Below are 20,599 nucleotides of genomic sequence, written 5' to 3'. Positions count from 1 at the left end.
GCGGTCGCGGCTAGCGCGCGGCGCGCGAGTCAGCGGACGGCGGGCGCGGCGACGGAGCCGCGCTCGACGAGCCAGCCCCGCAGCTGGTGCACGCCGTCGCCGACGGGCGGTGCGGTGCCGTCTATCCGGTCCAGCAGCCGCGTCATCCCCCACCGTCCGATCTCGTCGTGGGGCAGCGCGACCGTCGTGAGCCCGGGGTCCAGGGCATCGGCGACCGGGCGCAGGTCGTCGATGCCGACCACCGAGAGCCCCGCCGGCACGGGGATCCCGCGTCGTGCGGCGGCCTGCATCACTCCCATGGCGATCTGGTCGTTGAAGCAGATGATCGCGGTCGGCGGACGGGTCTGGTCGAGCAGGCGTCCGCCCGCCTCACGACCCCCGGCAGCGTTCGAGGCGCAGAAATCGAGTCTGCCCTCGTCGAGGGCGATGCCGGCATCTCCCAGAGCCGAGCGCACGCCGATCAGGCGTCCGCGCGCAGCCCGCGACTCGTCGGTCGTGCCGACGTAGGCGATCTCGCGGTGGCCTTCCCGGGTGAGCCTCTCGCACGCGAGCGTCGCGATCTGCGCCTCGTCGGGCACGACGGCATCCACCTGCCAGCCGGGCTCCGGCGCCGCATCGACAAGCACCACCGGCACGTCGTCGGGTACGGCGGGACGATCCACGCGCTGGTGGTACATCCGGGCGATGAGCAGGCCGTCGACGCGCTGGGCGAGGAATCGCGAGACGAGATCGCGCTCGGCCTCGGCATCTCCCCCGCTCTCGGCCACCATGAGCAGCACGTCCCGTTCGAGCCCCGCGCGCCGGGCGCCCTCGATGATGCGGCCGGCGAACGGCGTCGCGGCGAGGTCGTCGCCGATCAGGCCGACGACCCCGGTGCGGCGTCGGCGCAGGCCGCTCGCCACCCGGTCGGGAACGTAGCCGAGCTCGCGCGCCACCGCGAGGATCCGCTCCTTCGTCTCGGCGTTGACGGCGCGGGCGCCGCTGAGGGCGTGCGAGACCGTCGTCGGTGAGACGCCTGCCGCCGCCGCCACATCGCTGACGCGCGGGCGGCCGCCTCCGGTCGTCGAGCGGTTCCCCATGGCTCCAGGTTAGGCCGAGCGGGGCTCCCGACGAGTGCGCGGCGACGTCGCCCCGCGAGTCCGGTGCAGGAACGGCGTGCAGACGACGCGACGCACCCGCCCGCACGAGTGCGGGGCGCCGAGGTTCAGCGCACGACGGCGGTGACGGTCGCGAGCCGGCTGAGCACGTCCTGACTGACCGAACCGAGCAGGAAGCGCGCCAGCGCGCCGCGTCCGCGCGACCCGACCACCGCGAGCCGTGCCGAGGATGCGAGCTCGTTGATGATCTGCGACGGATACCCCCGCTCGACACGACGCTGGATCTCGAGGTCGGGGTACTGCGCGCTGAGCCCGGCGAGCGACAGGCCGAGGGCCTCGGCGGTGAGCTTCTCCATGTTCTCGAGATACTCCGCGGGGTAGACGGCCGCCATGTTGCGCGGCGCCTCGAGCGGGGTCCATACGGCGACGGCGATCAGCGGCTCACCGAGGCGATCCGCCTCCGCGGCCGCGAACGCGATCGCCTTCTCCGACGCCGGTGAGCCGTCGACGCCCACCACCACCCCGGTGCGCTTCGACACGTCCACGTCGGGCACGACCACCACCGGGCAGTGCGCGCCGGCGGCGATCCGCTGCCCGTGCGCGCCGCGGCGTCCCCCGGATCCGTCTTGCTGATCGCTCCCGATCACCAGCAGCGACGCGTGGGCCGAGGCATCCGTCAGCACCGCGACCGGATTGCCGCGATCGACCCTCATGTACACCTTCAGGCCGAGGCGAGGGAGAGCGGATGCCGTGGCCTCGACGCGTTCGCGTGCTGCCGCGACCGCGCGCTCGAGGACCTCGTCCTCGCCGATCGCGCCGACCGCGCCGCCCACGACCTCGATGAGCTTGAGGGGAAGGCGGTGGGCCGACGCGCGTTTCGTCGCCCATTCCACCGCCCGGAGCGCGGCGGGGGCGTCTGTGACTCCGACGACAATAGGTTCGACCACGGTGTCTCCTCTCGGCTGCCCTCAGAGTAGCGGTGACGGGGCGCGCGGCCGGGACCGCCGCCTGCGCGGTGTCGAGGCGCGCGGATGGATGCGCCGCCTCAGCCCTGCCCCGGCCACGGCCCCCAGGGCCAGCCGTTGCCCGGGCCGGGGTCCGGTTCCGGTTCGGGTTCCGGTTCCGGATCCGGCTGCGGGTCGGGCTCCGGCTGTGGGTCGGGCTCCGGTTGCGGGTCGGGCTGCGGCGAGGGTGCGGAGGGGGTCTGCGGCGCAGAACCCTGGTCCGGCGCGGGTGCCGGAGCCGGTGTCTGGCCCGGGGACTGCTGCGACCGTTGCCGTTGCGCCGCGCGCTGCTGCTCCAGCTCGCGCAGCCGCTGCTGTTCGGCGGCGAGCCGCTCCTGCTCGCCGCGCAGCGCAGCCACCGCGCCCGCGTACGACCCCATCGCCGCGAGGGCGTCGGCGTCCTCGCGTGCCGCTGCGGCTGCCGCCGCTGCCCCGAGCACCGCGTCTCGCAGCTCGGCCCCCGGCAGCGGGTTCTCGGCGGCGATCCGATCCGCGGAGGTCGGCAGCGTCGCGCCGAGCGCGAGGAGCGCCGCGTGCAGCGCGTCGATCCGGCCCTGCAGCGCCGCGGAGTCCGCGCGAACATCGGATGCCGCAGCGACGAGGTCGGCGCGGAAGTCATCGGCGTCGTCCGTGGCAGCGGTGACGGCCTCGACATCCGTCGTGTCGGCCCCCGTCCGCGCGCTTGTGTCCGGGCCGGCGACGGGCGAGGTGCCGGCAGCACCCGCGTTCAGATCGTCGAACGCCACCTGGGCTGCCTGCAGCGCCGCGTCGTCGCTGATCCCTCCGAGCTGGGCGAGGACGGGTTCGGTGGCGGCGACAGCGGCGTCGCCGGCAGCGCCGAGCGCGGCGTCCTCGACGATCGCGGCGTCGAGGTCCGCTTGCGCCGCGACGACGCCCGCCTCGGCCTCGTCGAGCTGAGCGACGGCGGCTGCGAGCCGGTCTCGGGCCATCGCGGATTGCACCGTGACGGTTCCGGCGGTCGCGAGCGCTCCGACGACGATGACGGATGCCGCCACCAGCCCCCAGCGCGCCGCCGCACTCCTTCGCGCGGGGCGTCTGGTGCCCGGCGCGGTCGCGGCCGTGTTCGGTGGTGCCGTGCGCTGCGCCTCGACGACAGGCGCGGCCCCGAGCGGCGCCGCGCGCGGAGGCACGACCTGATCATCGACCGGGGCAGGCGCGGGGCCCCCTGGACCCATCGCGGCGAGCGCGCGCGGACTGTCCCCTGATCCGGGCGCGCTCGCCGCGGGTCCCCCAGTGGCGAGGGAATCGCCGCCGATGTCGGCGGGTACGGCGATGGCCGCGGCGATCCCCGGCGGGGTCGCAGCGACAATGGTGGGCGGAAGTGGCGGAGCCGGCTTCGCCGGGCGAGCGATGGGCGTCTCGGATGCCGCCGCGACGGCGGGCGCCGGAGCGAGCACCGGAGCCGGGGTCGCAGCGACAATGGTGGGCGGAAGTGGTGGAGCCGGCTTCGCCGGGCGGACTATCTGCGCGTCAGGCGACATCACGACGGCGGGGACCGGAGCAGGAGCCGGCTTCGCCGGGCCAGCGATGGGCGTCTCGGACGCCGCCGCGACGGCCGCGGCCGGCTTCGCCGGGCGGACTATCTGCGCGTCAGGCGACACCGCGACAGTCGGAGCCGCAGCCGGAGCCGCAGCCGCAGCCGGAGCCGGAGACGGCGCCGGAACGGTGACACGCGCTGGCGGGACCGACATCAGCGCGGCCACGGTCGGCGCGGTCGCCGGGACCGACGCCGCAGCGGCACCGTGATGCGCCATCACGCGGGCGCTGGCGGCGGCCACGGCGATCGGCTGCTCCCGCTCCCCCACGCGGAGCGGGCCGAACAGTCCAGCGAGCGCCGCTTCGCGCTCGCGTTCCGCCTCGAGGTCGTCGTCGTGCTCGTCGTGTGGCCGCGACGGAGCGCCGTGCGGTGCGCCGGTCTTCCCCCGAAGTCCCATGCTCAGCTCCGTCCTCATCGCTGAGAGGACGCCAGTGTACGTCCGAGAGGGCGCGTGCAGCATGGGGGTTTTCCCCTGGTCAGTGGGGTCGCCGGATCGGGACGGTCACCCTGTGGGTCGACCGTCCACCGCCGGCGCCGCGTCTGCGCCGCGCCTGCAACGCGCACCGACGGCGAGAGCTACAGCGCCAGCCGCTCCCGCACGACATCGGCGAGCGCGTCGGCGTGCCGGCGGGCGTCGTCCTCCGACCCCGCCTCGACCATCACTCGCACCATCTCCTCGGTGCCCGAGGGTCGCAGCAGCACGCGTCCGGAGAGGCCGAGCTCGGCCGAGGCGCGGGCGACGGCATCCTGAACCACGTCGTCGGAGCCCGCACGCGTACGATCCACACCGCGCACGTTCACGAGCACCTGGGGGTACACGGTCATGATCGAGGCGAGCTCGGCGAGGGTCTTGCCGGTACGTGCCATCTCGGCGACGAGATGCAGACCGGTGAGCACGCCGTCGCCCGTCGTGGCGTAGTCGCTCATGATGACGTGGCCGGACTGCTCGCCGCCGAGCGAGAAGCCGCCCTCGTTCATGCGCTCGAGCACGTAGCGGTCGCCGACCGCCGTCGTCTCGACGCGGATGCCGTGAGCCGACATCGCGCGGTGCAGGCCGAGGTTGCTCATCACGGTGGCGACGAGGGTGTCGTCCTTCAGGCGGCCGCGGCTCTTCATCGACACCGCGAGGATCGCCATGATCTGGTCGCCATCGACGATCTTGCCGGTCGCATCGACCGCGAGGCAGCGGTCGGCGTCGCCGTCGTGCGCGATGCCGACGTCGGCACCGTGCTCGAGCACCGCCTGCGACAGCACGTCGAGGTGCGTCGAGCCGACGCCGTCATTGATGTTGATGCCGTCGGGGTCGGCGCCGATGACGGTGACGCGGGCGCCGGCATCCTTGAAGGTCTCGGGAGAGACTCCGGATGCCGCACCGTGCGCGCAGTCGAGCACGACGTGCAGGCCGTCCAGGCGGTGGGGCAGCGAGCCGAGCAGATGCACGACGTACCGGTCTTCGGCGTCGGCGAACCGGCGGATGCGTCCGATGGCGCCGCCGGTGGGCAGCAGCTTCGGGCCGGACATCGCGCTCTCGATGCGCTCCTCGACGACGTCGGGCAGCTTCACGCCACCTCGCGCGAAGATCTTGATGCCGTTGTCGGGAGCGGGATTGTGGGATGCCGAGACCATGACGCCGAAGTCGGCATCCATGTCGGCGATCAGGAACGCGGCTGCCGGGGTGGGCAGCACGCCGGCGTCGAAGACGTCGACGCCCGAGGAGGCGAGACCCGCCTCGACGGCGGCCGAGAGGAATTCGCCCGAGACGCGCGGGTCGCGCGCGACGACGGCGCTGAGGCGCTTGCCGGCGGCGCGACGCGCCTCGGCAGTACGGCCCTGGCCCAGGACGACGGCGGTCGCCTGGGCCAGGGACAGTGCGAGATCGGCGGTGAGGGGGCCGTTGGCCAGCCCCCTCACCCCGTCCGTGCCAAAGATCGGCATACGGAGATGAAGCCGATCAGCGCTTCGAGTACTGAGGCGCCTTGCGGGCCTTCTTGAGACCGGCCTTCTTGCGCTCGATGACGCGGGCGTCACGCGACAGGAAGCCGGCCTTCTTGAGGGTCGGGCGGTTGTTCTCGGTGTCGATCTCGTTGAGCGCACGAGCGATGCCGAGGCGCAGCGCGCCGGCCTGGCCCGAGGGGCCACCGCCCGAGATGCGCACGATGACGTCGTACGCGTCGGTGAGGTTGAGCACCGTGAACGGGTCGGTGATGAGCTGCTGGTGCAGCTTGTTCGGGAAGTAGTCCTCGAACGCACGGCCGTTGACGGTGATGGTGCCCGAGCCGGGGATGACGCGCACGCGGGCGATGGCCTGCTTGCGGCGACCGACGGCCGCACCCGACACCGAGAGCACGGGGCGCTCGGCGGCGACGACGGTCTCGTCGACCTGGGACTCGGTGGAGTAGCTCGTGGGGGTTTCTTCGATGTTCGCCATCAGTGTGTCCTTGTCTCTACGGCGCTTACTGGGCGACCTGGTCGAAAACGTACGCGGTGGGCTTCTGCGCGGCGTGCGGGTGCTCGGCACCGCGGTACACCTTGAGCTTCGACAGCTGGTCGCGGCCGAGCGAGTTCTTCGGGAGCATGCCGCGGACGGCCTTCTCCACGGCGCGGACCGGGTTCTTCTCGAGGAGCTCCGAGTAGGTGACCGACTTCAGGCCGCCCGGGTAGCCCGAGTGACGGTACGCCTTCTTCTGCTCGAGCTTCTGGCCCGTCAGCGCGACCTTCTCGGCGTTGATGATGATGACGAAGTCGCCCTGGTCGACGTGCGGTGCGAACGTCGGCTTGTGCTTGCCACGGAGGAGGGTGGCGGCGTGCGAGGCGAGACGGCCGAGGACGACGTCAGTCGCGTCGATGACCAGCCACTCGCGCTGGATCTCGCCAGCCTTGGGGGTGTAAGTGCGCGTCACAGTAGTGCTGCTTTCTTGATTCGAACGGAGGAGTTCGTGAATCCCACTCCGGGGTGGTTCTGCTCCGGATCGGAGGCGGAACACGCCAGTGGAGGGCTCACGTTCGTGGTGCCGGGTCAGCTGAGCCGCACACCAAAGATCAATAGTACGCGACACGGATGCCTCGGCCAAACCGGCGCATTACCCGCAGACCTCGTCATGTCGGGAGCGCCACGCCGTGCGCCTCACGCGCCGGCTCGTTCACGCGGCATATCGTGCGACATCTGTCACACCTCGTTCACACGACGTCTCTAACCTTCTTCTCATGAATGCACCGTCGATCAAAGCAGTGATCCCCGCCGCAGGCTTGGGCACGCGCTTCCTCCCTGCCACCAAGGCGATGCCGAAGGAGATGCTCCCCGTCGTCGACAAGCCCGCCATTCAGTACGTCGTCGAAGAGGCGGTGGCCGCGGGCATCGACGATGTGCTCGTCATCATCGGACGCAACAAGAACGCGCTCGCCAACCACTTCGACCGCGTGACCGAGCTCGAGGACACGCTTCACCGCAAGGGCGACATGACGAAGCTCGAGCGGGTCATGCATTCCAGTTCGCTCGCGGACGTCCATTTCGTCCGCCAGGGCGACCCGCGCGGTCTCGGTCACGCGGTGCTGCGCGCCCGCAAGCACGTCGGCAACGAGACTTTCGCCGTTCTCCTCGGCGATGACCTCATCGACGCCCGCGACCCGCTGCTCTCCCGCATGATCGAGGTCTCGCAGGGCCGGTCGGCGACGGTCGTCGCGCTCATGGAGGTGGATCCGAGCCAGATCCACCTGTACGGGTGCGCCGACGTCGAGCCCACCGACGAAGCCGACATCGTGAAGATCAAGGCTCTGGTCGAGAAGCCGTCGGCCGACGAGGCACCGAGCAACCTGGCGATCATCGGTCGCTACGTGCTCAAGCCTGAGATCTTCGACGTGCTCGAGCGCACCGATCCCGGCAAGGGTGGCGAGATCCAGCTGACGGATGCCCTCGAGGTGCTCGCCGACGACGAGCAGGTCGCCGGACCGGTGCTCGGTGTCGTGTTCGCAGGTCGCCGCTATGACACCGGCGATCGCCTCGACTACCTGAAGTCGAGCATCCGGCTCGCGCTCGACCGCGAGGACCTCGGCCCCGAACTCGCCCAGTGGATCAAGGAACTCGCACCGCAGCTCGACTGAGCCGGACGCCGTGCTCACGGACGCTGCCGGCTCGGATGCCAACTCGGATGCCGACTCAGGTGCCGGTTCTCAGTCCGCCGCCCCTGGCATGCCCCACGGGGTGTGACCCTTCGTGGGTCCACGCGCCCGGGCTGCCGAGTCTCGGCGGAAGATCCGGCGGTTGCCGCCACTCGGCGCGGTCGGGGGGTCGGGGTGGATCCCACGCCCAGCTCCACGCCGACTTGGAGACGAGCACGATCGGGCCGCCCTCGCCGGCCGGCGGGCGGAGCACGAACGTCCCCTTCCCGTCTCTGGTGATGCGCCACCCGGTGTTGTGCAGCTTCATATGGTGGAACCTGCAGAGCAGCACGCCCCGATCGACGTTCGTCTCTCCGCCCTCAGCGAAGTGGTCGCAATGATGGGCTTCGCAGTACGACGGTGGTCGGTCGCAGCCGGGCCAGACACAGCCGCCGTCGCGGACCGCGAGCGCGAGTCGCTGCGCGGCTGAGTAGATGCGGGCTTCACGCCCGAGGTCGAACGGGTTGCCTTCGGGATCGACGATGACCTCGATGGCCCCGTTCGCGCACGCGTTGCGGTCGATCACCGAACCCGGCAGCGCGCATCCGCCGTCCATGTCGTGCCCGACCGCGACCGGTCGACCGAAGGCATCGCGGGGTCCGGCGTCCTTGACGACGACCATCCGCACACCCGGCTGCCGGGATCCGAACACACGCTTCGCCTCGGCGAGCGCGCCGGCGCGAGTCATGTCCATCAGCAGGTCATAGGCGAGCTGGTCGTTCGTGCGCGGGTCTTCGATGAGGCTCTCCGCGGCCGCACGCTCTTCGTCGGTCATGAAGCGCGGTCCGCCGCGGCGGGGGCGCAGCCCCGCGGCTAGCACGGACCGCACGAACGCGCCCATCTCATCGTCGAAGGCGATCGTGCCGCGTTCCTGCCCATCCGCGTCGATCCACATCCGGAATCCGCGGTTCTCGAACCGTCGACCGTAACGTTCCTCGGCCCCGACCGGGTCGAGCATGTCCCGCATGGTCCGCGCGCGCTTCGCCAGTTCCTCCACCGGCTGCCCTGACGCCTCCGCCGCGAGCGCTTCCGCCGCCAGCGTCCACGCCTCACGCACCATCGCTTCGCGCGCGGCCTCTTCAGCCGGATCCACCGGCGGGAAGAGCATCGACTCCGCCCCCGGATCCCCGTCGTCTCCGGGTGCATCCGCCCCACCCGCGCCCGCAACACCACCCGGGCCAGACTCGCCCGGCGTATCGTTCGCGCTAGGCACGGCACCGCGCTCAGCGGTCGCCACTCGAGGCTCACCGAGCCCCCGCCGGATCGCGTCATGCTGTGCCGTCGTCAGCCGCCCATCGAGCAGTCCCCGCCGCAGCGGCTCATCCCACGGCCCCACCCGCACCGGCGTCTCATCCGGCACGAGACCGCCGACCTCGTCGTCAGCAACGGTCCCCGGATGTCCATCGCCCGAGCCGCTGCCGACCCCGTCGGCACCGAACCCCGGAAGCACCGGAACCCCCGAGACGTCGCCGCCTGGCATGACCGCCGGAGGCGCAGCATCCGTCCCCTCCACGAGCGACTTGCCGACGCGCACCTGGCGCACAGCGTCGGCCCTCGTGCCGCCGGTGATCGACTGGATCAGCTTCTCGGGCGTGGAGAACCCCTGCCCCGCGGCGAGGCCACCCTGACCGCGCTCGCGCGAGGACCTCGTGGCCGCGACTCCGGCGAGCACCGCCTGCAACCGGTCGGCGTCGTTCGCGATCGCGCCGACCTCGGCGAGGACCTCGAGCACCGACGAATCGCTCAGCCGCGCCGCGCTCGACGGGAGCGCCTCAGCATCGACATCCAGCTCCGACCATGCCGCGAGCCGGTCGAGCCGGCCCCGCAGATCGGTGAGGATGTTCATATCTGAAGCATCTCACCAACCCCTGACATTCGAATCTCTGTTCGCATCCACGTGACTCGAATCCCCGCCGCTCCGGCACGTCCACGCCCGAACGCTCCCCGCCGACAACCGCACCTCACGATCCCTCTATATAAGAGGAACGGATGCTGCGCCCCGCCGCCTCACCAGATCAGCAGCGCGGCCCCGACCGCGTTGAAGACGACGTGCGCCGTCAAGGCCCCGGCGAGCCTGCCGGTCAGCAGCGTCAGCACGCCGCACCCCAGCCCCACAGCGACGGTGCCGAGCAGCAGGCCGACGGGGACGAACGGTCCTGCCGCCAGTGCGTGCAATCCCGCGAACAGCGCCGTCGAGAAGAGCACGGCCACCGGACCGGCGACCCACCGCCCCGCGCCGGCAAGCGCATCGCCCAACGAGCGCTGGAGCAATCCGCGGAAGAACAGCTCCTCGATCACGGGAGTGACGAGAACGGCGCCCGCGAGGGTGACGATCATCGCGGCCATCACGCTCGAGCCATCCGGGATCAGCCCGCCCCCGAGGCCACCGGTGGAGGGCGCGACGAGCTCCACGATCGCTCGCGCGACGAACCCGACACCCAGCCCCGCAACGACGTCGATCCACGAGAATCCGCGCAACCCGGTGGCCACCGTGAACCGCTCCTGCGTCACCCGGGCGGCCATGATGACCGCGCCGAGCAGCGGAGCCGACAGCAGCACCAGGTCGACGAACGCGACCAGGATCAGCGGCCAGGCCAAGATCACCGCGTGCACCGACGGGAGCCAGAGGATCACCGCCGCGGCGAGCAGTGCGCCGACGGCCGCCACCGCCAGTGCCACCCATGGATGTCGCCACGCGCGCCGGCGGCCCGGCGCATCTACCGACACATCGGCCCCGTCGTTCACCATCGCACCCCTCGTGCTGCGGAAAAAGACGAAGACCCCGGGCCGCAGCCCGGGGTCTTCGTGATGTCGTAGGTCAGCGGTTGGCAGCAGCGCGACGACGGGCGACCGCAGCCGCGACGGCGATGCCGCCGAGGCCGATGGCGCCGACGCCGAGCCAGATGAACGCACCCGGAACCTCGCCACCCGTGGCGGGCAGCTGGGCCGAGCCACCGCCGGCAGCGGCAGTCCCGACGGTGAGCGTCTGCGTGGCAACCACGTTGCCCTCGCCGTCCACGGCGGTGACGACGTAGGTGCCGGTCTGGCTGGCCGTGAACTGGACCGAAGCCGAGCCGTCGACGACCTGCTTCTCCACCCCGCCGCTACCTGCGGCGTGGACCAGCGATGCGAGGGTGACGCCCTGGCCGGGGGTGACCGTGATGCGGACGAAGGGGACGTTCAGGTTGTTGAACGTGATGGTGATGGTCTGACCCACAGCCGGCGTGGTGTCGCTCACGACAACCGTCGGGGGGTCAGGCGTGTAGTCGGCGGATGCCGCACCGGCGCCGCCGAGAACCAGCAGGCCGGCGACAGCAATCGCGGCGAAAGTCTTCTTGAACATGGCAGAGATCTCCCGAGTAATTGGCACGTCATCGGCTGGGGGGATTTGTGTCGGGCAAGCGCTCCCCGGTCGCCCGACGTGTCACACGCTATCGCATTCTGAGAGTTTGGCGAGAGGGCCAAGGTTTCCAGAAAGTAACAAATTGTCGCACCTGTCCCCCGAACGGAGGACAAAACACAAACTGCGCGTCCCCCACAATGGCGAAAGGACGATCCGAGATGCCCCAATGTCCCCCTTTCGGGGGACATATTGAAGGCGAGGTGCGAAATGTCCCCCATTCGGGGGACAAATTGAGCCCACGCGAAATGCCCGAAGACCTAGGTCATTGCGCCTACGAGCAGGCCCAGACCCACGTACGAGGCGTTGTAGACCGCGTGCACGAGCACGGCTCCCCAGATGCGCCCGGTCAGCAGCACCAGCAGCGCGCACACCATCCCCAGAAGCGAAAGCGACACCACGCCGCTCGCACCGCCGTCGCCCGAGATGCCGTGCACCAGCACGAACAACGCGGTCGAGGCGAGCGCTGCCACCAGTCCGGCGGTGAGCTTGCCGAACGGGCGCCGCAGCACGGTGTAGAGCGCGACGAGCACCACGGCGCGGAAGAAGAACTCCTCGACGAGCGGCGCGACCACGATGGGCGCCACGACGTCGAGTGCGATCGTCGAGAGCGCCCACGAGCCGTCGACCTGCAGCAGGGTCGGCAGCGTCGCCGCGCTGCCATCCAGCCCTTCGATCCATCCCTGGGTGGTGCGCAAGAGTGCGCCCGGCACCAGCCCGTAGAGCAGGTCGATGGCTCGCAGCCGCAGCAGGCCGATCGGTCGCGACCGGGTGAACGCCCAGACGATCGGGCCCAGCATCCCGATCCAGATGAGGACGGTGGCGGATGCCGCAGCCCACGGCGAATCCCACACCGTGGCGACGAGCGACCCGAGAAGCACGGCGGCGCCCAGCGACACCAGGGCGACGGCCAGCAGCGCCTCGCGCCACCGCAGCACGGTGCGCCCGCCCAGACGCCAGTCGGTGCGAGCCTCGTGCGAACCGCGCCGCGAGCGCCTCGGCGCCGGCTCGTCCACGGGGGCGTCGCCGCCGTCCGCGTCGACGATCGCGGCGGTCGGCGGCTGGATCGCCCACACATCGACCGTGGGCGTGGCGTCGCTAGGCTGGTCAGGCACGCGCCTACGTTACCCGCCCCGTGGAGGCATCCCCTTGTTCGCGATCCTCACGGTCTGCACGGGCAACATCTGCCGTTCGCCGCTCGCCGAGCAGCTGCTGCGCGCACGGCTCGCAGACCTCGCTCCCTACGTCGCGAGCGCCGGCACGCGCGGTCTGCCCGCGGCGCCGATGACGGTCGAGGCGGCGCATATCGCGCGGGCGCTCGGCGTCCCCGCCGCCGAGACGGACGCCCACCGCTCGCGGTTCCTCACCGAACAGCACCTCGACACGCCCGACCTGATCCTCGCGATGACGCGCGTGCATCGCCGTGCCATCGCCGAGCTGGCGCCGTCTCGCCTGCGTTCGACGTTCACGATCCGTGAGTTCGCTCGACTGGCCGCGGCCGTGCCCGCCGACGAGCTGCGGGCGGCGGCGGATGCCGCCGCCTCACCGTCCGAGAAGCTGCGGGCTGCGGCATCCGTCGTCGCGTCGTATCGCGGTCTCGTGCCCCCACCGGACGATCCCGACGACGACGATGTGATCGACCCGTACCGGCAGCCGTGGGAGACCTACCTGCTGTCGGCGCAGCAGCTCGAGCCCGCCGTAACGGCGGTCGCAGCGACAGTGCGCGCTGCGCTGACGTAACCCGTTCCGGGCCTCGACCTGGCCCTGTGTAAGAATTCACGAACCACACCGGCACCCCCGCGAGAGGCGACATGGAGCTCACCGACTACATCCGGATCCTCCGCAAGAACTGGGTCATCATCGTCGTGGCGACCCTTGTAGGCATCGGCATCGCCGCAGCCTGGTCGCTCACCCGCACGCCCCAGTACGAGGCGCAGAGCACGGTCTTCGTGTCGACCCAGTCGGGTTCGACGATCCAGGATCTGCAGCAGGGATCGAACTTCACGCAGTCCCGCGTGCAGACCTACACGAACCTCGTCACGACGCCGATCGTGATGAACCCGGTGATCGCCGAGCTCGGGCTCGGCACGACGGCGAACGACCTGGGCGCGCGGGTCGAGGCATCCGCCGCGCTCAACACGACGCTGATCACGATCACGGTGACCGATGCCGATCCGGTGCGCGCCGCCGAGACCGCGAACGCGCTCGCGATGTCGCTGACGGCGGTCGTGGAGCAGCTCGAGACACCCAACGGCACCGACACGAGCCCGGTCAGCCTCGAACGAGTGAAGGACGCGCTGCCGCCGCTCACTCCCTCCAGCCCGAACGTGCCGTTGAATCTGGCGCTGGGCGCCCTGGTCGGTCTGGCCCTGGGCATCGGCGTGGCGGTGCTGCGCGCGGTGCTCGACACGCGCATCCGCACGCCGCGCGACGTGGAGCAGGTCAGCGATCGCCCGATCATCGGCGCCATCGCCTTCGACCCGCGGGCGAAGGAACGGCCGCTCATCGTGCACGCCGATCCGCTCAGCCCGCGGGCCGAGTCGTTCCGGTCGATGCGCACGAACCTGCAGTTCCTCGAGAACGAGGGGCGCGCGTCGTTCGTGATCACCTCGAGCGTGCCCAGCGAGGGCAAGTCGACGACCGCCATCAACCTCGCGATCGCACTCGCCGACGCGGGCAAGCGGGTGGCCCTGCTCGACACCGATCTGCGCAAGCCCAAGGTCGCCGAGTACCTCGGCATCGAGGGCGGCGCAGGTCTCACCGACGTGCTGATCGGCCGCGCGCGCCTGAGCGATGTGATGCTCCCGTGGGGCAACCGCAGCCTCTACGTGCTGCCCGCCGGCAAGATCCCGCCGAACCCGAGCGAGCTGCTCGGCTCGAAGAGCATGCGCCAGCTGCTCGAGGCGCTCGAGCGCGACGTCGACATCGTGCTGTGCGACGCCCCTCCCCTGCTCCCCGTGACGGATGCCTCCATCCTGGCGAAGCAGACCAACGGGGCGATTCTCATCGTGTCGGCCGGTCACACCAACCGCCATCAGCTGTCGGGTGCGATCGACGCGCTGCAGACCGCGGGTGCACACATCGCGGGCATCGCGATGACGATGGTTCCCACGCGCGGACCGGACTCCTACGCCTACGGCTATGGCTACGGCTCGTACGGGTACGTCGACGCGGCTCCGGCGAAGAAGGCCAAGCGCACCAAGCCCCCGAAGTCCGCGAAGACCGCGAAGTCCGCTCCCGCGAGCACGCCCACGGAGACCTTCGCGCCCGCTCAGCCCAGTGCGGCTCAGCCCGCTGCCGCTCTGGCGCGCCAGACTCCCGCGGCTGCTCGCCCGGTGTCTCAGGCGGCTCCCTCCGCTTCGGCGCCGGTGCGGTCGATGCCGGCGACGCCGCCGGAGGAGCCGCGAGCGACTCCGCTGGACGGGGGGATCACGATCGACGACATCGTCCGTCAGGCGGGCGGAGCGCCGACGTCACCCGGCCGCAACGACCCCCTGCCCTGAGCCACCGGCCCCATGCGACGGTTCGGCGCGGCGAGGTGGCTCGCGATCACGGGAGTGCTCGCGCTCGTCGTCGTGGTTGCGGGGCTCGCGTGGGCCGCGTACCAGCACGCCAATCCTGACGCCGCCCGGGGCGAGGCCCAGCCGGTGCCGACCTTCTCGGTGGGGGTTCGGACCCAGACGCCGACGCCGACACCGACGCCCACGGCGAGCGCCGTGGACCTCACGCAGGCCCGCATGCTCGCGATCGGCTCCGAGGTCTGGTGGCGCGCGACCGCCGGCTCGTGCGCCGGCCCCGCGCCCGTCGTCGAGCGCTCGTACGACCAGGGCGCGACCTGGACCGACGTCACGCCGGCCTACCTCGGCATCGCCCAGGTGCAGACGCTCGAGGCCTTCTCCGCCCGCGACGCCGAACTGGTCGGCGCGACTGCCGGCTGCGAGGCTCAGGCGCTGCGCACCTACACGCGCGGCGAGTTCTGGGACTCTTACCCCGACGTGCTCGCCGCCTCCCGCTACGTCGACCTGCGCGATGCCGGGTCCGTGCAGCTGCCGTCCGGCCCCGTTCCCGCGCCGTGCCCGGCCGCGTTCGGACTCCACGCGTTCGGCGACGTGGTCGCACTGGTGTGCGACGACCGGGCGTGGTCATGGTCGGGTGCGCAGTGGGTCCCCCTCGCCCCCGAGCGCGCACTGGCGGTGGCGGTCGACGATTCCGACATCCTGGTCGCGCATCAGGCCGCCGACTGCGCCGGCATCGCGATTGCGCGCGTGGCCGCCGACATGTCCGGTGTCGCGTCGGCGGTGGGCTGCGCGGAGGGGACGGATGCCGCAGGCGCCGTCGCGATCGCAGCTCGGGGTGATGGCGTCGTGGCGTGGATCGGTGATGCGCTCGTCGGCATCCCTTGACGTGACGGCCATCGACAAGGGACATATCCCCCGTCCGGCATAGCTCCGACCGGGTTGCTTTGTCCGGTTGCTGAGCGGCGTAGTCGCACGCGGCCGAACCTCAAGATCACCGCGGTTTCTCCTCAAGTCGCGTAATGGACTTGAACCGTTTCGATCGGCACCCCTAGGTTCGGGAATGTCGCCTTTCGCCGCGACGCCGGGTACCCGAAGTTCACCGGCGGTCTCGCGAAGCGCGGCAATTCTGAGGGCAGAGCCCGTGCGCCGTGGGGGCGCGTCGGGTTTGGGGCTGCCTTCTTGAGCGATGCCTCTGGGGGGCACCGATATGAACCACGACGCCTCATCGCGCCGCGAAATGCGCCAGCATGCTCGGAACCGTCGCCGTACGCGGCGCTCGGCCGGTGCGGTCGCCGCCACCGTGCTCTCGGCGGGCCTCGTGCTCGGCGGGCTCGCACCCGCCCTCGCCCTGCCGTCGCCGACGCCCGACGCGCAGCCCACTGAGGCGGCTGCGCCGAGCCCGAGCTCGACCGCGCCGGAGCCCGCCGACACCGCGCCCACGCCCGACGCGACGCCGACCGGCGGCGAGATCGAGCCTCAGGTCACCGACTTCACCGCACTCCGCTTCTCGGACACTGACGAGCAGACCGCGATCTCGTCCCTCGCAGCGGGACCGGACGGAGCCACCACGTCCTACGTCTTCTGGGATGTCCGCGACCTGGACGGCGTGCTTGTCGCCGGCGCGACGTTCCAGCTGCAGGGCCCGCGCACCGGCAGGTTCAATTCCAACTGGAACGAGGTCGTCACCGTTCCGGACTGCGTCTCGACGCCCTGCGCCGGCCCCGACCTCGATGCCGACGCCGGTGAGTTCCTGGTGAAGGCGATCGACGATCACACGATCTCTAGCTCCAACCGCTACCGGGTTCGTCAGCAGACGGCACCCGCGGGGTACTACTTCACCGTGGCGGGCAACGAGTGGCAGACCATCCCGGGAGATGGCAACACGCCCTCCGGCTGGGAGAACAAGACTTACGATTTCGGCACGTTCAGCGTCGCTCGGGCCAGCGACAGGATCAAGTGCCAGCCCGGCTACGTGTACCAGGTCTCCGGCAGCGGCTGGTTGCGCCAAGTCGCCCCCAACGGCGCGATCACCAACCTCGCGCAGGCCGGAAACGTGTCGAGCTTCAACGGCATCGGGATCGGAAACGGCGGTTCGCCGGTGTACGCATACAACCGGACGAACAGCGACCAGACCGCGAACATCTACACATACAACCCCGCGACCAACTCGTGGACGAACACGGGCGATCACCTCGACACGAAGCTCGGGAACTCCCTGGTCGCGGGAGCGGTGAGCCTGTCGAGCGGAAAGTTCATGTTCGGGGGCTTCACCGCGGACGGCAAGCAGTTCCGCATCTGGCGCTACAACCCCGGCGAGTCACCGCGGTTCACCTCCGTGGGTTACATCACCACCGGCTCGAGCGCGTCCGCCACCAACGGCGACATGGCGTTCGACAACAGCGGAAACCTGTTCGTGGTGCGCGGCAGCGGGTCGTCGACGACCGTCTTCAGCATCACCGCGGCGAACCTCGCGGGTGCCGGCGGCGGGTTGATCCCGTCCTCGCAATCCGCGTCGTTCACGACCATGAGCAACGTCAACGGCGTCGCGTTCGATGCCGACGGACGAGCGTTCCTCGGCGCCGGCAGCGAGCTTCGCCGCTACAACATGCCGGACTGGAGCGGTGCGTCGACGATCACCGACGACATGAGCAGCAGCACCGACCTGGCATCGTGCGGCTCCCCCGCGACGATCACCATCAAGAAGGACGTGCGAGGCCGCGTCAACGCGGCGGATCAGTTCGCGCTCACCCTCGCTCAGAGCGGCACGACGCTCGGGCAGGCCACGACGACCGGATCCAGCATCGGCGTGCAGACGGCGCAGATCGGGCCGCTGCCCACCGTTCGCGGTGCAACGCTGGCACTCTCCGAGGCGGGATCGAATGGAGCCAACCTCGCCGACTACGCGTCCAGTTACGCGTGCACCGTCGATGATGTGCCGCTATCGCCGGCGGCGAGCGGTGCCGGCACGTCGGGCAGCGTCACGATCCCGAGCAGCGGGCAAAGCGTCGTGTGCATGTTCACCAATGCGCCGCTGCTCACCGAGGTGACCGTTCACAAGGTCGTGCAGGACGCGGCCGGCAAGAACCCGGCACCCGGCGTGGGCTGGACGGTCGGCGCGGCCGCGAGCGGCGCGCAGAACGGCACCCTTACCTCGACCCCGAAGGCGGGGACGCAGCAGACCGGCGCCAATGGTGCGGCTACGTGGACGTTCAAGCACGGTGCTGTGAACACCACGACCGACATCACGATCTCGGAGTCCACGACTCAGCCGATTCCCTACACCTTCGTCGAGGGCTCGTGCATCGTGGTGACCCTTTCTGGTGAAGAGCGCGAAGTGACGCTCGCGAACGAGGCCGGCGCCAAGCTCGAAGACATCGCCCCGGGCTCGACCGTGGACTGCACCTTCGTGAACAAGAAGCTCGCGACCAACCTGACTCTCGTCAAGAAGGTCTCGTACGGCGAGGTCGCTGCGACGACGTGGACCCTGTCGGCATCCGGTCCTCAAGGATCGCTTCCGGGGCCCCAGGGCGTGACAGGCGCGCCCAAGGCGAGCGCCGACGTGACGCCAGGTGTCGCCTACCAGCTGGGCGAGGCCGGCGGCCCGGACACCTACGTTCAGCAGGGCGCCTGGGCGTGCGTGAATCAGGCTCAGAAGGCGGTCACGGTCGCCGATGGCCGCGTCAACATCGTGGCCGGTGACCAGGTGGTGTGCACCGTCACCAACACGACCGCGAAGCTCACGCTGCTGAAGAAGACCGCTGACGGCTCGGGTCTGGTGCCCGCCGACTTCACGCTGACCGGCACACCGGCCTCGGGCTTCACGCTCGCGGCCCTGCAGACGGCGGGGGCGACCACGGCGAGCGCCGGCAACACGTTCGAGGTGCGTCCCGCGCACACGTACACGCTGGCCGAGACGACGAGCGACGGCACCATCGCGTACCGCAACCTCGCGCTGCAGAAGCTCAAGCCGGGCACCGACCCGGCGGTCGACGCCAACTGGGAGGACGTCGGTTCGGCCGACATCCAGCTCGTCGCCGGCGAGCATGCAACCTACCGATTCGTCAACGACAAGGTGCCCGCGGTCGTGCTGCCGCTCACCGGTGGCACCGCGTCGGACGCTTTCCTGCTCCTGGGCGGAGCCATCGTCTCGGCGGTCGTCGCCGTGACCGCGTGGCGCGCCGCCCGCCGAATGAAGCGAGGAACCGCCTGACCCGATCCGACGAGACCCGAACTTTTCGAATCATCCATCCGAAGCACCACTTGACCAACTTTCTGGGGAAGTAGATCAACATGACCACGTCCATTTCGAAGCGGCTGACCGCCGCCGTCGGCGCCCTCGCTCTGGGGATCCTTGGCGCCGTCGCGGTGGCCACGCCCGCGTCCGCAACGCCCGTGACTCCCGTCAACGTCGGCAACATCACCGGCGAGTCCGGCTCGCTGACCATCCACAAGTACGAGCGCACGGCCGACAGCCCGCTCGACCCCGGCACCGGCGAGCAGATCCCGGGCTTCACCGGCATCGGTCTCGACGGCGTCGAGTTCACCGTTCAGAAGGTGACCACGCCCGCGCTCACCACGACGGCAGGCTGGGATGCCGTCGAGGCGATCGCCGACGCGGCCGACCCGATCGCCGCCGCCACCACTGCGGGTCTCACGCCCGTCACCAGTGTGACGACGGCGAACGGCGGTGTCGCCACGGCGAACCTGCCGTACGCGCTGTACCTCGTGACCGAGACGAACTCGCCTTCGACGGTGACCGACAAGGCCGCGCCGTTCCTCGTGACGATCCCGTTCCCGACCGGCCCCGACGCCGAGAACCCGAACGAGTGGATCTACGACGTCCACGTCTACCCGAAGAACGGCGTCACCGACCTCGAGAAGACGGTCGTCGCGCCCACCGCCGGAGAGCTCGCCTTCGGCGACCTCGTCCGCTGGCAGATCGTGGCCGGCGTGCCCGTGCTCGCCGACGGCGAGGAGCTCTCGGAGTTCGTCGTGCGCGACCAGCTCGACCCGGCTCAGCTCGCGTTCGTCACCGATGCACAGGCCACGGCCCTCGGCATCGCGCCCTCTTCGGTCATCGTGACCGACGGCAGCAACGCACCGGTCGCGCTCGTCGCCGGCGACTACTCGATCGCTCCTGTGGGCGCGAACGAGCTGGCCGTCACCTTCACCGCGTCGGGCCTGACCAAGCTCGCCGGCGCCCAGGGCGGCACCGTCACGTTCACCGTGCTCACGCAGGTCAAGGCGATCCCCGCCAACGGCGTGATCGAGAACGACGCGATCAGCGTCGTGAACGACAGCGAGCTCACGGCGTCGACCACGACGACCGTCGGTCAGCTGCGTGTGCTGAAGTACGCGAAGACCGACGCGAACCCCGAGGTTCCGCTCACCGGTGCGAAGTTCGCGCTCTTCCTCGACGAGGCTGGCACGAAGCCGGTGACCGTCGCGGGTGCGAGCGAGTGGACCACCGCCGCCGGCGGCCTCCTCAACATCCCGTCGCTGCGACCGGGCACGTACTGGCTGGTCGAGACGGCGGCGCCCGCGGGCTATGTCCTCGACGCCACGCCGCGTCAGGTGCAGGTCGTGGCCGGCCAGGCCACCACGTCGGTCAACTTCGTCAAGGTCGAGAACGAGCAGGTTCCCGCGTGGGAGCTGCCGCTCACCGGTGGTGACGGCGCCCTCTGGTTCGGTGTCGGCGGCGCGGCCCTCGTGGCCATCACCGTCGGTGCGGCGGTGCTTATCAGCCGTCGCGCGAAAGCGAACGCCTGACCCGATTCGCCGCCGTCCCCCGACGGCGGTGAAACCGGACGGTGGCGGGCCCCCTCCCCTTAGCGCCCGCCACCGTCCCTCTCACCCGAAAGACCCGT

At 70.7% G+C, this 20,599-nt stretch carries 16 protein-coding genes; 6 read left to right on the top strand and 10 right to left on the bottom strand.

Annotated features, from left to right (window positions below; all coding sequences use genetic code 11):
• Positions 1-29 precede the first annotated feature (29 nt).
• The 6 genes from MRBLMI12_RS13825 to rplM form a co-directional block, all read right to left on the bottom strand.
• Positions 30-1,079, bottom strand: a complete 1,050-nt coding sequence (locus MRBLMI12_RS13825; protein WP_363357004.1) for a LacI family DNA-binding transcriptional regulator — start codon at positions 1,077-1,079, stop codon at positions 30-32.
• A gap of 125 nt (positions 1,080-1,204) precedes the next feature.
• A complete protein-coding gene (locus MRBLMI12_RS13820) occupies positions 1,205-2,044 on the bottom strand; it encodes a universal stress protein (RefSeq protein WP_363357003.1) in 840 nt (279 codons plus the stop codon).
• 98 nt (positions 2,045-2,142) lie between these two features.
• Complete coding sequence (locus tag MRBLMI12_RS13815) at positions 2,143-4,056, bottom strand: hypothetical protein (protein WP_363357002.1); 1,914 nt, start codon at positions 4,054-4,056, stop codon at positions 2,143-2,145.
• 179 nt (positions 4,057-4,235) lie between these two features.
• Positions 4,236-5,594 carry a phosphoglucosamine mutase gene (glmM, locus tag MRBLMI12_RS13810; protein WP_363357001.1) on the bottom strand — a complete coding sequence of 453 codons (1,359 nt, stop codon included), beginning with the start codon at positions 5,592-5,594 and terminating at the stop codon, positions 4,236-4,238.
• A 16-nt stretch (positions 5,595-5,610) separates the two neighbouring features.
• Positions 5,611-6,087, bottom strand: a complete 477-nt coding sequence (gene rpsI / locus MRBLMI12_RS13805; RefSeq protein ID WP_349426437.1) for a 30S ribosomal protein S9 — start codon at positions 6,085-6,087, stop codon at positions 5,611-5,613.
• Positions 6,088-6,112: 25 nt separating this feature from the next.
• A complete protein-coding gene (rplM, locus tag MRBLMI12_RS13800) occupies positions 6,113-6,559 on the bottom strand; it encodes a 50S ribosomal protein L13 (protein WP_308867931.1) in 447 nt (148 codons plus the stop codon).
• Positions 6,560-6,863: 304 nt separating this feature from the next.
• Here rplM and galU point away from each other — a divergent pair, with 304 nt between their 5' ends.
• The gene (gene galU / locus MRBLMI12_RS13795) at positions 6,864-7,757 is read left to right on the top strand and encodes a UTP--glucose-1-phosphate uridylyltransferase GalU (protein ID WP_363356999.1); all 894 of its coding nucleotides are present in this window, start codon (positions 6,864-6,866) and stop codon (positions 7,755-7,757) included.
• A gap of 55 nt (positions 7,758-7,812) precedes the next feature.
• Here galU and MRBLMI12_RS13790 read toward each other — a convergent pair whose 3' ends face one another.
• The 4 genes from MRBLMI12_RS13790 to MRBLMI12_RS13775 all read right to left on the bottom strand — a co-directional run bounded on the left by MRBLMI12_RS13790 (position 7,813) and on the right by MRBLMI12_RS13775 (position 12,329).
• A complete protein-coding gene (locus MRBLMI12_RS13790) occupies positions 7,813-9,660 on the bottom strand; it encodes an HNH endonuclease signature motif containing protein (protein ID WP_363356998.1) in 1,848 nt (615 codons plus the stop codon).
• Positions 9,661-9,821: 161 nt separating this feature from the next.
• Entirely contained in the window at positions 9,822-10,562 is a 741-nt protein-coding gene (locus MRBLMI12_RS13785) for a CPBP family intramembrane glutamic endopeptidase (protein WP_363356997.1), read from the bottom strand.
• A gap of 70 nt (positions 10,563-10,632) precedes the next feature.
• A complete protein-coding gene (locus tag MRBLMI12_RS13780; protein ID WP_363356996.1) occupies positions 10,633-11,157 on the bottom strand; it encodes an LPXTG cell wall anchor domain-containing protein in 525 nt (174 codons plus the stop codon).
• A 317-nt stretch (positions 11,158-11,474) separates the two neighbouring features.
• Positions 11,475-12,329, bottom strand: a complete 855-nt coding sequence (locus tag MRBLMI12_RS13775; protein WP_363356994.1) for a CPBP family intramembrane glutamic endopeptidase — start codon at positions 12,327-12,329, stop codon at positions 11,475-11,477.
• Between the two features lie 34 nt (positions 12,330-12,363).
• Here MRBLMI12_RS13775 and MRBLMI12_RS13770 point away from each other — a divergent pair, with 34 nt between their 5' ends.
• The 5 genes from MRBLMI12_RS13770 to MRBLMI12_RS13750 all read left to right on the top strand — a co-directional run bounded on the left by MRBLMI12_RS13770 (position 12,364) and on the right by MRBLMI12_RS13750 (position 20,501).
• Positions 12,364-12,954: a low molecular weight phosphatase family protein gene (locus tag MRBLMI12_RS13770; RefSeq protein WP_363356993.1), complete on the top strand. Its 591-nt coding sequence runs from the start codon at positions 12,364-12,366 to the stop codon at positions 12,952-12,954.
• Between the two features lie 71 nt (positions 12,955-13,025).
• Positions 13,026-14,717, top strand: coding sequence for a polysaccharide biosynthesis tyrosine autokinase (locus MRBLMI12_RS13765; RefSeq protein WP_363356992.1), 1,692 nt, complete (start codon positions 13,026-13,028; stop codon positions 14,715-14,717).
• Positions 14,718-14,729: 12 nt separating this feature from the next.
• Complete coding sequence (locus tag MRBLMI12_RS13760; RefSeq protein WP_363356991.1) at positions 14,730-15,617, top strand: hypothetical protein; 888 nt, start codon at positions 14,730-14,732, stop codon at positions 15,615-15,617.
• A 352-nt stretch (positions 15,618-15,969) separates the two neighbouring features.
• Entirely contained in the window at positions 15,970-18,942 is a 2,973-nt protein-coding gene (locus MRBLMI12_RS13755; RefSeq protein WP_363356990.1) for a hypothetical protein, read from the top strand.
• A gap of 80 nt (positions 18,943-19,022) precedes the next feature.
• Positions 19,023-20,501 carry a SpaH/EbpB family LPXTG-anchored major pilin gene (locus tag MRBLMI12_RS13750; RefSeq protein WP_363356989.1) on the top strand — a complete coding sequence of 493 codons (1,479 nt, stop codon included), beginning with the start codon at positions 19,023-19,025 and terminating at the stop codon, positions 20,499-20,501.
• Positions 20,502-20,599 lie beyond the last annotated feature (98 nt).

Source organism: Microbacterium sp. LMI12-1-1.1, from assembly GCF_040676455.1.
Lineage (GTDB): Bacteria > Actinomycetota > Actinomycetes > Actinomycetales > Microbacteriaceae > Microbacterium.
Note: the sequence above shows the minus strand (reverse complement) of the source record. Positions and strands in the feature narration are given on the sequence as shown.